We start from the raw sequence: 13,112 nt of genomic DNA, 5'->3' as shown, positions 1-13,112 counted from the left end.
TGAAAAACATCCGGTCAGAAGGAACTCCTCTGCCGGATGTTTTTTAGCGTTTATTCACTTGTTCAACGAGTCGTTCGAATGAATCACTGATTGCTTGTGGCGCTTCCTTGTCCCCATACTCTGCGGCCTCTAACCAATCTGCATAAAGCCTGTGGTCCGTGAACTCGATTCGCTGCAACCAATCAGCCACCGTCTCCTCTCGATGACGTGGGTGATGCTGTTCTAACTTTCGTCCCGTCTCAAGAAGGCGAATCTGGCGAGGCGAGCGGACAATCCGCTTATCTGAGAGTGTCGGGTGGTGAATACTCCTAGGAATCATTCCATCTTCCTGGATGTCTTTTCGCTTCTGCAGATAGAAGAACAATCCTACCCCAAGAAGCAAGATCATTACAAACACTCCGATATAGAACAGCGAGTTATTCGATGCGGACGCGAGCAATGTCTCTTGCGCCACTGTCTCCGCATCTAGGTTCGGATTATCCGGTACGAGGAAGCGGTTTACGCGATCATTCGGGTCGAGTACGATTCCATCAAACCAGCTCCCGATCCACAAAAAGAATGGAGTGATCCAGGCGACGACATTACCAAACAATAGCTCTTTAATCGTACGAATGATGAGAGAGACAATCAGACCGATGCCTAGGCCTACGGTCAACATCGTCACCATCCGCTTGTAGTCGCGACGGTAATACAGGTTTCGTTGCCAAATCAAAAAGATGAACGGAAAGAGCACCATCGCGAGCGATTGCGATGCCGGGGGGAATAACCAGTCCGCCACTAAAAACAATACGCTCGCCATCGCGTAACGGTCCGTCCAATCCAACGTCCGAATGAATGCATGAACGTATGTGAATATCAAAAGCATGATGCTCATCTCATAAGAGAAATAAAGGGCACCGACGCTCAGGAACGTCTGTACAATCAGTTGTGTATTCCGAGGGAGACGAAGTGTCAATAAGAAGAGCAATGGAAACACGTGCCCAATGTAAAATGCTGCGAAGACCCACCATAACCATCTCATTGACCGTCACCCCCCAAGCGGAGAATCGACTGATTCCCACTGTATTTGGCGACCTTTCGTTCAAACAAGGAGCGAGCAAGCGGAAAATCACTCTCGGACAGACAAGCGAACGTCGTCATAATCTTCCGAAAATGTACCTCACCACTTCCCGGTTGAAGGTCATACGTGATTCCATCCTTCGTAAGCGTCGGGACAATCAGACCGTAACTCGCATTTTCTTTCTCGAAATCACGGCATAATGCGGCAGCTTGCGAGATGAGGCGCTCCATCTGATAGGTGAGGGCACGCCCATCCTTCGTCAACAAGTCGAGGACGATGACATATTCATTTGCTTGTACCGGTTGCTCGGTACGGGCCAGCAGTTCGCCCGTCTTCGCATAGGCAGACCAATATAGCTGTCGCATCGGTTGCCCATGATATGGAGTGACCGATTGGAACGTCTCCGGGTCACGATAGGCACTATGACGAACCATCTCCTCACCTGGGAGAGTAGGGGGACGTTTCGGAATCGGATAGGGCGAAAACTCTGGGAAGACATAGCCGATGCGTGGGAGTGAGTCCTCTTTATAGAGCGAGAACATGCGTAACGGATCCCGAATTTCCATCCCGATAGCCTCTAGGCGGATAGGACCTCGCTTCTTCGCATGGAGCGGGATTGTGAAGTCGACAGTCGCATTCGTCTCGACAAAGTTCTCCTGCCGCCAAAACGCATGTCCTTCTGATTCCACGGTGGGATGCAAATAGCCGGATAGGCGGACAACGCCAAGCGGGACTTTTGCCGTCGACACAAGTTTCAAGACATAGACGGCCTCGTCGTTCGGAAAGAGTTTCATCTCCTCAGTGAGGTCGACATGGATTTGTTCTGCCAATCGAAACATAAAAGATGGCATGACCAGTGCATAGAGACTGAATCCAATCAATAGACTGGCAATCAAGACGTTCCCATAAAGTGCCGTAAAGACCCCGACGACGAACAGGAGCCACATATAGCCGGACTCGAGATAGCGTGGGCTGACTAACTGCATCTTACACCTCTGAGGGGACCGGGATGGTCTCGAGTACAGATTTGATCAACTTTGACGGCTTCGTCTTCAGCGACGCTTCGACCGTCAAGACGATTCGATGCCCTAAAATCGGAAGCGCGAGTGCCCGAATATCTTCTGGTGAGACATAGTCGCGTCCTTCCATATAGGCATGAGCCCGAGCCGCCATCGTATACGCGAGCGTCGCACGTGGACTTGGTCCAACCTCGATGTCACGATGATGACGAAGTGACTCCATCAAATCCAGTAAGTAATCCTCCATCGCCTCGTGGAATCGGACATCTCGTACCTCTTGTTGCATCTTCAACAATTCGTCCTGTTGCAGAGAGAAAGATTCTGAAGCGAGGTGCTCATTGCGAATCAGTCGTCGTTCGGAATCTCGCGAGAGGGGAGCAAGTGTCAATTTGAATAAGAAACGGTCCAATTGAGCCTGCGGGAGCGGAAACGTCCCTTGTCCATCGAATGGGTTTTGAGTGGCAATCATAAAGAATGGTTCCGGTAGCTTGAGCGACACTTCCCCGAGTGTCACTTGACGTTCCTGCATCGCCTCAAGCAACGCAGATTGTGTACGTGGCGTCGTCCGGTTAATCTCATCGACAAGTAGAATCGATGTGAAAATCGGACCCGTCCGACGTTCGAACGCTCCGGTCGTCGGATTGAATAACTCCATTCCTAAAATATCACTTGGCAATGTATCCGGGGTACACTGTACACGCTGAAATGTCGCTGATATCGAACTTGCCAAACTACGGGCAAGTGTAGTCTTCCCCGTACCGGGACGGTCCTCGAGTAAAACGTGACCTCCTGATAGTAATGCAATCGAAGCGAGCTTGATGGCTTTCGATTGACCAATGACTTGATTATTCAAATGTGAAACCCATGGATGGTTCATTCAAAATCCCCCTATATTTTTCTGATAATTAAGAAAATCATAGCATAATCGGTTCAGGAGATGTATCAAAAATCCATTTCACTAAAAAAGACCGACCGGCATAAGCCAGTCAGTCAACGTTTTGGAGAATCCAAGTATCGTTCAAAATGACGTTCGAGCCATTCTTGGAAAAAGGACATGAACGTACAGATTGCCCAGTAGATCAACGCCACGACGATATACACTGTCATGTAGTCGAACTCTCGTCCACCGACGATCTTGGCCTTATTAAATATCTCAGGTACCGTGATCATCGCAGCGAGCGAACTCGCTTTAATCAGATCGAGAAAAACGTTCGAGAGCGGCGGAAGGGCGATCCGTGTCGCCTGCGGTAAGACGACCCCCTTCAATGTCAACCATTTCCCCATCCCGAGTGAACGAGCCGCCTCAACCTGTCCGTCATCGACCGCGCGAATCGAGGAGCGGATGATCTCAGCGATATAGGCGGCAGAATTCAGACTAAATCCGAGAATGGCTGCCGTCAAAGCGGCGAACTCGATTCCGATGAACGGGAATCCCGAATAGAGGATGAACAGAATGATCAAGATGGGGACTCCACGCATGAACGAGATATAGAAAGTCGACGGATAGCGAAGGAGTCGTGTCGGAGACAACTTCCCGAGCGCCAGCAAAAGACCAAGCAGGAGACCAAAAAACATGCTGATGAACGAGATCCAAAGCGTATTCGGTAACCCGCCCAACAGGTAAGGAAACGATTGGATCGCCAGGTCTACGTCAAAGATGGCGTCCCATTTGACATCTGAGAACGACATGCCAACATTACTTCGTTTCGACGATTGTTGCGTCTACGTCAGGTTCTACCGAAACATCGGCACCATTATAGAATTGCTCAGATAGTTCTTTGACTGTACCATCTTCAAGCATTTCATCTAGTACACGGTCGATGTTCTCCTGGAGCTCGTCATTTTCTTTATCCATCAAAAATGCTACTTCTTGCGGGTTATAGGCGATATCCGGATGAATCGTGATATCGAACTCAGGGAAGAATGCAAGTGCCAACGTTTGAAGATAATAGTCGTTCAAGATGACATCGGTCCGTCCCGTTGAAACGTCGCGCAAGTACTGGTCGTTCGTGGCGTTGTCATAGATGACTTCTTCTGCTCCATACTTTCGAGCCACATCCATGAAGACAGTCGTCGCCTCACCAGCGGCTTTCTTGCCTTTCAAATCCTCGAGTGATTCAATTCCAGAGAGGTCGCTCTTGCGAACGATAGCAGTCCCGTAAGTGTATTTATACGGTTTTGAGAAGGCGAACTTCTCTTGACGGTCTTCTGTTACCGAGATATCATTTGCAGCGATGTCGATTTGACCGTTCTGAACACTCGTTAACATGTTGTCAAATGCCATTTCTTTGAACTCGATTTCGAGATCAAGGCGTTTGGCGACTTCTTTCATGAGTTCGACATCGAAACCTGTCAACGTATCGCTCTCTTCTTCACGGAAAGAAGCGGGGTAGAGGGTGCCGGCAGTTCCGACCGTCAATGTGCCTTCTTCTTGAATCTCTTCCCAGCGTGTCGTATCTGCTTGATTCGTGCTATCATCACCACAAGCGGCAAGAGGGATTGCTAAAAATAAAGTTGCTGCCAAACCTTTAGTCGTTCGTTTCACAAGAATTCCTCCTTAAGATGGTTCATCTGTCTAAAAATAGCATGACTTCAGCGGTCTAGCAACTGTGAAACATAGTTTAAACAGGTGAATTTAAAATTTGAAACGTTTATTCATAAAGCGTTATCATTCCGATGAATGCTAAATTCACAACAATGATACAGAAGTAAAATTAAATTGAGACAGAATCAATGAGCCTTATATTACATTCTGGAAAGTAAAATGAGATGAATGAAGAACTAATACGCAATAGAGGAGGCGGAGCGGATGAGTATGATTCGAATCAGAGCCCTAGATGAGGCGCATGTTCACATTGTGAATGATGCAAATGATCCTTTTCCAATCATCGGACGGATAGTTCCCAGTTACATAAACGGTCAATGGTCTTATGTTGAAGAGCTAGATGTCGTGACGAAAGAAACCTCATTTCCAGAAGACCGGATTGATTGGACGCAGTATATCGAACATGACAATCGAATCGTCTTTTTAGCGATGGACGCTGATGAATGTGTCGGACAAATCCGACTCGTGAAGGATTGGAGTCGCTTTGCATACATTGAAAATATCGCGATCCGTCAAACATATCGTAAACGTGGGATTGGACAAATGTTGATCGAAACAGCCGAACAGTGGGCAAAAGAGAAACGGATGATTGGTTTGTCGCTTGAAGCTCAGAACGATAATCTCATTGCTTGTCGTTTCTATGAAAGACAGGGATTTCAACTTGGTGGCGTCGATTCAACAAAACAATATGCAAATCCACAAATTGAATTGACCTTGTACTGGTACAAGATTTTTAAGGAATAGGGAACTTCAGTCAGAGCAATTTTTTGCTCTATTTTTTACTAGTTTACATAACATATATTATCAGTAAAAATAATATCTCATCTCATTATCTTAGTATACTTATGATAGTGAGATGAGATTTGAATTTAAGACGTATGCGTATACCGGATCAATGTGACGCCATGTTCTGGTTCGAATTCGGCACTCGGTTCAAATCCAAGTTTCGTATACAGACGCTTCGCCGGTCCGTTATGCTTGCCCGTATGCACGTAAATCAACTTTCCTTTGTGAATGCTCAATATGTGTTCGAGTAACGTCGTCGCCAGTCTCGCCCGAAAGTATGTCGGGTCGATACATAGTTTCGTGATTTCAACAGTTTTCTCAGATGCTTCCACCGTGACAAACCCAATCAACCGCTCCTCGATATATAAGCCATAACTCGTGCCTGGTAAGTTTTGAATGACATCAATCGTCTCATAGCGCGCTGGGATTTCGTCAAACCCGAGCAGTTCCGCTTCGACCGCATAAGCGTTACGTTGAATCTCGAGCATCTGTTGGGCTTGCTCAAATTGATGAATGGCAACTTCTTTCAGCTGCATGGTGCAACCCTCCCGTTAACGGATAAACTTTCTCGCCTGCTTCCGTTTCGCCCGTTTCAACGCCAAATAGAGCCGGTGTGTCCCTTTGAGTGGCGGACCATGCCCTACGAAGGTAAGGAGTGGTGACAAGTCCACTAGGCGCTCCGCGCTCTCGACGGCTACGGACCGATTCCATGTCGCGAGTCCTGGTAATGGGAATAACGGCCGAACATCTCCCGCCACCGCTGCCCCTCCCTGAGTTTGAAAAGCGTCACCTGCAAATAATACCCGATTTACCTCGTCATAGTACGCAATCGACCCTGGTGTATGACCCGCTGCATCGAGGACACGTAAACCGAATAACCGCTCACCAATATCTAGTACCGCATCCGGTGTAGAACGAATCGTCGGCAAAGAACCACGAATCTTGTTCTGCTCTTCTTCCTCTAGCGACCGATCTCCCGATAAGAGGCGGGCATCACGTCGGGAGATGAAGAGTTCAGCGAGCGGATGTTCTGCTTTGATCGCGTCTACCCCACCGATATGATCCCCATGAGCATGCGTTAACAATATCGCGAGGAGTGGCTTGTCGAGTTCGGCGATATATGACAGGATATCAGTCGCGTTCCGCTCCAGCGCCGTGTCGATCAAGACGAGTCCGAGCTCATGCTCAAACAGTTGAACGTTGATTGGCAGTACGGGAGCGTAAAAGGTCAGTTGATGGATATGTCCATATCGTCTTACTTGCATCATTGAGCCTCCTAGTCGAATAAAGTGGTCCAGTCTTCTTCTTGCCAATGTGCGTCAAAGCACATATGAATCTGTTCGATCGTATTGCGGGCAAGGGAGAGATCAGGTAAATCGTCTCGTTCAAAGAAACCGACGTCACTCGTCTCCACGCCGGCGCTCCCCTCCCCGTCACCAATCAGTGCACACTCGATGAAAAGTTTGTAATAATGCTCCGAGAGAGGTGGGTGTGGATGTTCATGCATATCGAACAAGGCGAGCAACCGTACTGGAATCACATCCAGGCCAGCCTCTTCCTCTACTTCTTTGATGATATTCGAGGCAGGAGAGCGATTCACTTCACAGAAACCGCCGGGTAAGGTCCACAACCCATCTGACCGCTCCTTCACGAGCAGGATTCGGTCATCTTTGAAGATGACGCCTCGCACATCAAGTTTCGGAGTCGGATAACCGTCCACATGAACGAGTTGTAAGATAGCCTCGTTCGATAAGTCCGAGTGCCGTTCATACATCTCTCTTACGATTTCTTGTAACTCTTCGTACCGTTCTCGGTCATATTGATCACGCGTGAACGTCAGACCGGCCTGAGACAGCGCCTGAATCCGTTTCGCCCACGTCAGCCATTGAGACATATAGATCCCCCTATCTTTTGTCCTACATGTCTTTTTCGGCAAATTGATGCATTCTTCCTTTTCATAACTCACATTCTCTGACATCAGTTTTCAATCACGTATACTAAAAGAAAATGGAGGTGAGATGTTGAGGATACGCTATGAATTAATCAGATTCAGAAAAGATCTCGCACGTTATACCATGTCCGACTTGCGATACAAGCATGCCCCGAGCATCTGGTCCATTGGACAAATGTTTGACCATCTCATTTTGGTCGCAGAGGAGTATTTAGAAGAGGCCGACCGCTGCCTACGTGGTGAGGGTGAACTCGGTGAAGAGAAGACGTCTTTTGGAGAAAAGTTGTTCGAACGGGGAGACTTTCCACCGATAAAAATCGAGCTCCCACCTGAGATGAATCAACCACCGAAAAATACTGACTCGAAAGATCGATTGCGAGAACGCATGACCATCTTAATCTCAAAGATGGATACGTTGGAATCCCGTTTGAACGATGCAGATGACAATCGAAAGACGCTTCACGGTGGGTTCGGCTGGCTGAATGCGAGAGAATGGTTCAACCTCATCGAGATGCACACGCTGCACCATCGACGACAACAACACGATCTAGAGACATGGCTACGACAAAAAGACCTGTGAACGGCGAATCAGCCAAATCACAGGTCTTTTGATTAATCGAGATACACGTCCTCGATTTCACCGAACGAGTCTTCGTCAAAGACGAACGAGCCGTTGGCATAGCGATCGAGTAGCGTAAGGGTTTTTGTCTTTACTTGTTTTGCTTTTTCTTTTCCGACGATATGAAGCGTCTCATCCCCATGTACCGGAAGCACACGACGGATTTGGTGCGGTTTTGATTTGACCTCACGAATGAGCATCGTCCCCCGAAGGTTGCGGTTCGTACAGTCGAACTGGTCCTCGAGCTTCATCTTCTTGACCGCTCCCCGTTGCGTCACGAGAACGAATAATGGTGGCGTGAAGAAGGAGAAGGCATCGGCGACGAGGTCACCGTCTTTCAGGTTCATCGCCTTCACACCGGCTGCCCGCTGTCCGACGACAGGGACATCATCCTCTTTGAACCAGAGCCCGTATCCACGCTCTGAAACAAGGAACAACTGCCCTGGACCGTCACTGATCCCGGCGAAGACGACCTCGTCGTCACCTTTCAGCTTCAAGGCCATGAGTGGTTTCGATTTCCGCTGCGCGTCGTAGTCGCGTAACGGTGTACGTTTGACCATCCCGTCTTTCGTCACGAAGAGGCAATGGGCGTCCGTATCAAACGTCGAGACGACGTCTGCCGAGATAACCTGTTCCCCTTCAATCGGAACGAGGTTGGCCACGTGTTGTCCGGCATCCTTCCACTTCGATTCTGGAATCTGATGGATCGGGATGAGGAGGTAGCTGCCCTTGTTCGTCCAGACGAGCAAGTGGTCCGTCGTCATGGCTTGAGTCGTAAGGAGTGGACGATCCTTTTCTTTCATCTCCGGTAAAACGTCACTCGACGCTCCATACGAACGCATCGAGGCACGTTTGACGTACCCGTCACGGCTGACGAATACCATCGTCTCTTCGACAGCAATCATAACTTCCGTCTTCAGTTTTAATTCCTCAACTTCCGACTCGATGACCGAACGACGGTCATCTCCGAACTCGTCACGCAATGCCGTAAGTTCTTTCACGATCAACTTCCGTTTTGTCGCGTCCACGTCGAGGATGTTTGAGAGGCGGGCAATCTCTTTTTGGAGCGCCTTTGCTTCTTTTTGCAACTCGACGATGTCCGTATTCGTGAGTCGATACAATTGGAGCATGACGACGGCTTCGGCTTGTCGTTCCGTGAATGAGAACCGCTCCATCAGTTTCTTCTTCGCGTCCGCCTTGTCTTTGGCGGAACGGATCAATTCGAGTGTCTCATCGAGGACCGAGATGGCTTGTTCTAAGGCATCGACGATTTCAGCACGTTTCTTCGCCTGCTCGAGTTCGAACGTCGTCCTGCGCGTCACGACCTCTTCGACATGCTTCAAATAGGCATCGATGATTGGGATGATTCCCATCTGCTTCGGCGTCCGGTTCACGATCGAGACCATATTATAGTTATAGGCGAGTTGCAAGTCCGTATGCTTCAAAAAGAAGTGAAGCACACCTTCTGCGTCGGCCTCTTTCTTCAATTCGATGACGACCCGAAGTCCCGTCCGATCTGTTTCGTCACGGACTTCTGCGACGCCTTCGACCTTTTTATCGAGGCGGAGCTCTTCCATTTTTTTGACGAGGTTCGCCTTATTCACTTCATACGGAAGTTCTGTGATCGTGATCTGTTCACGGCCACCTTTTAATTGCTCAATCTCGGACTTCGCCCGGATGATGACCTTCCCTTTACCGGTCTCGAACGCCTTTAGGATACCGTCTTTACCCATGACCGTCCCCCCGGTCGGGAAGTCAGGACCTGTGACATACTCGAGCGCATCTTTAGCGATATCGACCTGGCCATTCAAACGTGCGATGGCAAGGTTGAGGACTTCTGTCAAATTATGCGGTGGGATCTCCGTCGCATAACCGGCTGAAATCCCTGTCGTTCCGTTCATGAGCAGGTTCGGGAGGAGCGACGGCAAGACGAGCGGTTCTTCCGTTGAATCGTCAAAGTTCGGCGTGTAATCGACCGTATTCTTCGCAATTGACGTCAACATGACACCCGCAATCTTCGAGAGACGGGCTTCCGTGTAACGCATGGCCGCCGCCGGGTCACCATCCATCGATCCGTTGTTCCCATGCATGTCGATGAGCGGATACCGGAGTTTCCAATCTTGCGAGAGACGTACCATCGCCTCATAGACGGACGAGTCACCGTGCGGGTGATAGTTCCCGATGACGTTCCCGACCGTCTTCGCAGACTTCCGATACGGCTTATCGTTCGTATTCCCCTCGTGGTGCATCGCATATAGAATCCGGCGCTGTACAGGCTTGAGTCCGTCACGTGCGTCCGGTAAGGCGCGGTCTTGGATGATATATTTTGAGTAACGCCCGAACCGGTCTCCAACGACCTGTTCGAGAGATAGGTTTAAAATGTGTTGAATCGTCGACATTGTTACATCACTTCCTCAATCGCTTTAGTCACATGTTCATTGGCGATGATCGAATCATCTTCCTGGAGTCCGAAGGCGACGTTCTCCTCAATCCATTCACGACGGTGCGTGACATTGTCGCCCATCAGGACAGACACACGCTTATCCGCAACGGCCGCATCGTCGACTGTGACACGGATGAGTGTACGAGTGTCCGGGTTCATCGTCGTCTCCCATAACTGGTCCGCGTTCATCTCGCCAAGACCTTTGTAGCGTTGGAGGATATAGCCTTTCTTATACACTTTGACGAGCTTCTCTAGTGCCTCTTCGTCCCAGGCATAGTCGAACTGTTCGGACTTGCCTTTCCCTTTTGAGATGCGATAGAGCGGTGGCAAGGCAACGAACACGCGGCCCGCCTCGACGAGCGGTCGCATATAACGGAAGAAGAACGTGAGGAGGAGCACCTGGATGTGTGCACCGTCCGTGTCGGCATCCGTCATGATGATGACCTTGTCGAAGTTACAGTCGTCCAAATCAAAATCGTGACCGACCCCGGCGCCGATCGCATGGATGATCGTGTTGATCTCTTCGTTTTTCATGATGTCCTGGAGTTTCGACTTCTCCGAGTTGATGACCTTCCCGCGCAGCGGCAGGATAGCCTGGAATGTACGGTCCCGCCCTTGTTTGGCTGAACCACCGGCCGAGTCACCCTCGACGAGAAAGAGCTCGTTCTTAGCAGCATTCTTTGACGTCGCAGGCGTCAATTTTCCGTTCAAGATGCTCGAGCGTTTCTTTTTCTTCCCGTTACGGGCCTCTTCCCGTGCCTTGCGGGCCGCCTCGCGAGCCTGTGCCGCACGAATCGCCTTCTTGATGAGCATCGTCGCCATCTGAGGGTTCTCTTCTAGGAAGATCGTCAACTGTTTCGCCATGACGCTGTCAGCGCTCGCACGTGCCTCCGGTGACCCGAGTTTCGACTTCGTCTGCCCCTCGAACTGGAGGAATTCCTCCGGGATCCGGACCGACACGATGAGCGTGAGTCCCTCACGGACGTCGCCGCCGTCGAGATTTTTATCTTTCTCTTTGAGTAAACCGTTCTTCCGTGCATATTCGTTCATGATTCGGGTCATCGCCGTCTTGGCACCGACCTCGTGCGTTCCACCATCGCGTGTCCGGACGTTGTTGACGAACGAGAGCACATTTTCGGAATAGGCGTCCGTGAACTGAAACGCGAGTTCGATCTCGATCTCATTCTCGACCCCTTCGAAATAGACGATTGGGTGGAGTGTCGCCTTATCGTCGTTCAAGTATTGGACGAACTCGGCAATCCCTTCCTCGTAATGGAACGTCTCTTGCTTCTCCGTACGCTCATCAGTGAGCGTGATCGTCAATCCTTTTAAGAGGAAAGCCGATTCACGGAGGCGTTCGGCGAGCGTGTCATAGTTATACGTCGTCGTTGAGAAGATGGTCGCATCCGGTTTGAAATAGACACTCGTGCCGGTTTGGCGTGTCTTGCCTGTCTCAATCAGTGTCGTTTGAGGCACACCGCCGTCTGCAAAGGTCTGTTCGAACACTTTTCCGTCACGATAAATCGTCACGACGACCTTGCTTGATAGGGCGTTGACGACCGAAGCACCGACGCCGTGGAGTCCACCAGACGTCTTGTATCCACCTTGTCCGAACTTTCCTCCAGCGTGAAGGACCGTAAAAATGACTTCTGGGGTAGGCTTTCCAGAGGCGTGCATTCCTGTCGGCATCCCGCGGCCGTGGTCACGGACCGTGATGGCATCGTCCTTATGAATCGTCACATCGATTTGACCACCGAACCCAGCGAGCGCCTCATCGATCGCGTTGTCGACGATCTCATAGACGAGATGGTGAAGTCCGCGATGGTCGGTTGACCCGATGTACATCCCCGGTCGTTTCCGCACGGCCGTGAGTCCTTCGAGCACCTGGATGGCGTCTTCATTGTAATTAAATAGATCTGTTGACATAGCAGTCACCTCAATTTCGAACACACGTTCGTTTTTCTTTCCTATTGTATAGCTGTTCATCGATTCTGGCAAGCCTCCCTTGTCAGCCATCGCTGAAAAAAAGGAGACCTACCAAGGAGGTAGGTCTTATCCGAGTAGACGAGCATGCTCCACGTACAGGCAGCGGTTCTCGATATAATCGAGCCCGGCGTCACGCACGATTTGCTCCGCCTCAGCACTTGAGAGACCGAGCTGGTTGAAGACGAGCCCGACATCCCCATGTCGTACCGCATCTTCCGCGACACCCGCTAAAAATTCGCTGCGACGGAACACGTCGACGATATCGATTCTACCCGGGATGCTCTCGACGGACGGATACGCCTTACGACCGTTCCACTCCTCGAGCATCGGGTTGACAGGGATGACGGTATACCCGACACGAAGCAAATACTCCGCAATCTGGTTGGCCGTCTTGTTCGGGTTGTCGGACACACCGACGACCGCGATGGTCTTCGCTTCAGACAAAAGTTGCTTCAAACGCTGATCATCCATCCAAAATCCCCCTTTGGTTTACGCTTACAGTGTAACGTTACCTTCCTTCCTGTTTCAAGTCTTATTTTCATCATAAGGTATAATGACTCAACATTACAATTTCAAGACAAACCAATATGGTTTACATAACAAATTATTGTCTACCATTTATTTTGCTATAAAATCAATCAGT

Annotated in this window: 13 protein-coding genes; 2 read left to right on the top strand and 11 right to left on the bottom strand. The window is 49.8% G+C overall.

The window, feature by feature from the left end; all coding sequences use genetic code 11:
• Positions 1-43: 43 nt before the first annotated feature.
• The 5 genes from KOG47_RS06425 to KOG47_RS06405 form a co-directional block, all read right to left on the bottom strand.
• Entirely contained in the window at positions 44-1,021 is a 978-nt protein-coding gene (locus KOG47_RS06425; RefSeq protein WP_214690897.1) for a hypothetical protein, read from the bottom strand.
• Positions 1,018-2,046, bottom strand: a complete 1,029-nt coding sequence (locus KOG47_RS06420; protein WP_012726320.1) for a DUF58 domain-containing protein — start codon at positions 2,044-2,046, stop codon at positions 1,018-1,020. Before KOG47_RS06420 ends, KOG47_RS06425 begins: the two co-directional genes overlap by 4 nt.
• 1 nt (position 2,047) lies before the next feature.
• Positions 2,048-2,956 carry an AAA family ATPase gene (locus tag KOG47_RS06415; protein WP_215243927.1) on the bottom strand — a complete coding sequence of 303 codons (909 nt, stop codon included), beginning with the start codon at positions 2,954-2,956 and terminating at the stop codon, positions 2,048-2,050.
• A gap of 113 nt (positions 2,957-3,069) precedes the next feature.
• Positions 3,070-3,768, bottom strand: a complete 699-nt coding sequence (locus KOG47_RS06410; protein WP_074037007.1) for an amino acid ABC transporter permease — start codon at positions 3,766-3,768, stop codon at positions 3,070-3,072.
• Positions 3,769-3,775: 7 nt separating this feature from the next.
• A complete protein-coding gene (locus KOG47_RS06405) occupies positions 3,776-4,624 on the bottom strand; it encodes a transporter substrate-binding domain-containing protein (protein WP_215243926.1) in 849 nt (282 codons plus the stop codon).
• Positions 4,625-4,888: 264 nt separating this feature from the next.
• On the opposite strand from KOG47_RS06405, the gene KOG47_RS06400 reads away from it, so the two are divergent.
• Complete coding sequence (locus KOG47_RS06400; RefSeq protein ID WP_159562319.1) at positions 4,889-5,428, top strand: GNAT family N-acetyltransferase; 540 nt, start codon at positions 4,889-4,891, stop codon at positions 5,426-5,428.
• A 125-nt stretch (positions 5,429-5,553) separates the two neighbouring features.
• Here the strand turns inward: KOG47_RS06400 and KOG47_RS06395 are convergent, their stop codons facing one another.
• Genes KOG47_RS06395 through KOG47_RS06385 form a run of 3 tightly spaced genes read right to left on the bottom strand, consistent with a single transcriptional unit; the run spans position 5,554 to position 7,364 of the window.
• Positions 5,554-6,006 (bottom strand): GNAT family N-acetyltransferase, encoded by a 453-nt coding sequence (locus KOG47_RS06395; RefSeq protein ID WP_012726325.1) that lies wholly within the window; start codon positions 6,004-6,006, stop codon positions 5,554-5,556.
• Positions 6,007-6,021: 15 nt separating this feature from the next.
• On the bottom strand, positions 6,022-6,735 hold the full coding sequence (locus KOG47_RS06390; protein ID WP_012726326.1) for an MBL fold metallo-hydrolase: 714 nt from the start codon (positions 6,733-6,735) through the stop codon (positions 6,022-6,024).
• A gap of 11 nt (positions 6,736-6,746) precedes the next feature.
• The gene (locus KOG47_RS06385) at positions 6,747-7,364 is read right to left on the bottom strand and encodes an NUDIX hydrolase (RefSeq protein WP_215243925.1); all 618 of its coding nucleotides are present in this window, start codon (positions 7,362-7,364) and stop codon (positions 6,747-6,749) included.
• A 124-nt stretch (positions 7,365-7,488) separates the two neighbouring features.
• Here KOG47_RS06385 and KOG47_RS06380 point away from each other — a divergent pair, with 124 nt between their 5' ends.
• Positions 7,489-8,001: a DinB family protein gene (locus KOG47_RS06380; protein WP_215243924.1), complete on the top strand. Its 513-nt coding sequence runs from the start codon at positions 7,489-7,491 to the stop codon at positions 7,999-8,001.
• 32 nt (positions 8,002-8,033) lie between these two features.
• On the opposite strand, the gene parC is transcribed toward KOG47_RS06380, so the two are convergent.
• The 3 genes from parC to KOG47_RS06365 all read right to left on the bottom strand — a co-directional run bounded on the left by parC (position 8,034) and on the right by KOG47_RS06365 (position 12,940).
• Complete coding sequence (gene parC / locus KOG47_RS06375) at positions 8,034-10,439, bottom strand: DNA topoisomerase IV subunit A (RefSeq protein ID WP_214690891.1); 2,406 nt, start codon at positions 10,437-10,439, stop codon at positions 8,034-8,036.
• Between the two features lie 2 nt (positions 10,440-10,441).
• The gene (parE, locus tag KOG47_RS06370; protein WP_074037925.1) at positions 10,442-12,409 is read right to left on the bottom strand and encodes a DNA topoisomerase IV subunit B; all 1,968 of its coding nucleotides are present in this window, start codon (positions 12,407-12,409) and stop codon (positions 10,442-10,444) included.
• 126 nt (positions 12,410-12,535) lie between these two features.
• Positions 12,536-12,940, bottom strand: coding sequence for a CoA-binding protein (locus tag KOG47_RS06365; protein ID WP_074037001.1), 405 nt, complete (start codon positions 12,938-12,940; stop codon positions 12,536-12,538).
• Positions 12,941-13,112 lie beyond the last annotated feature (172 nt).

Source organism: Exiguobacterium sp. s121 (genome assembly GCF_018617245.1).
In the GTDB taxonomy this organism is placed as follows: domain Bacteria; phylum Bacillota; class Bacilli; order Exiguobacteriales; family Exiguobacteriaceae; genus Exiguobacterium; species Exiguobacterium profundum.
This window is presented reverse-complemented; position numbering and strand designations above follow the sequence as displayed.

What these genes read in the sequence shown, in the direction of transcription:
- parC (WP_214690891.1), bottom strand. Translation starts at nt 10,439, where the DNA reads ATGTCGACGATTCAACACATTTTAAACCTATCTCTCGAACAGGTCGTT.
- KOG47_RS06410 (WP_074037007.1), bottom strand. Translation starts at nt 3,768, where the DNA reads ATGTCGTTCTCAGATGTCAAATGGGACGCCATCTTTGACGTAGACCTG.
- KOG47_RS06415 (WP_215243927.1), bottom strand. Translation starts at nt 2,956, where the DNA reads ATGAACCATCCATGGGTTTCACATTTGAATAATCAAGTCATTGGTCAA.
- KOG47_RS06380 (WP_215243924.1), top strand. Translation starts at nt 7,489, where the DNA reads ATGTTGAGGATACGCTATGAATTAATCAGATTCAGAAAAGATCTCGCA.
- parE (WP_074037925.1), bottom strand. Translation starts at nt 12,409, where the DNA reads ATGTCAACAGATCTATTTAATTACAATGAAGACGCCATCCAGGTGCTC.
- KOG47_RS06420 (WP_012726320.1), bottom strand. Translation starts at nt 2,046, where the DNA reads ATGCAGTTAGTCAGCCCACGCTATCTCGAGTCCGGCTATATGTGGCTC.
- KOG47_RS06395 (WP_012726325.1), bottom strand. Translation starts at nt 6,006, where the DNA reads ATGCAGCTGAAAGAAGTTGCCATTCATCAATTTGAGCAAGCCCAACAG.
- KOG47_RS06385 (WP_215243925.1), bottom strand. Translation starts at nt 7,364, where the DNA reads ATGTCTCAATGGCTGACGTGGGCGAAACGGATTCAGGCGCTGTCTCAG.
- KOG47_RS06390 (WP_012726326.1), bottom strand. Translation starts at nt 6,735, where the DNA reads ATGCAAGTAAGACGATATGGACATATCCATCAACTGACCTTTTACGCT.
- KOG47_RS06400 (WP_159562319.1), top strand. Translation starts at nt 4,889, where the DNA reads ATGAGTATGATTCGAATCAGAGCCCTAGATGAGGCGCATGTTCACATT.
- KOG47_RS06365 (WP_074037001.1), bottom strand. Translation starts at nt 12,940, where the DNA reads ATGGATGATCAGCGTTTGAAGCAACTTTTGTCTGAAGCGAAGACCATC.
- KOG47_RS06425 (WP_214690897.1), bottom strand. Translation starts at nt 1,021, where the DNA reads ATGAGATGGTTATGGTGGGTCTTCGCAGCATTTTACATTGGGCACGTG.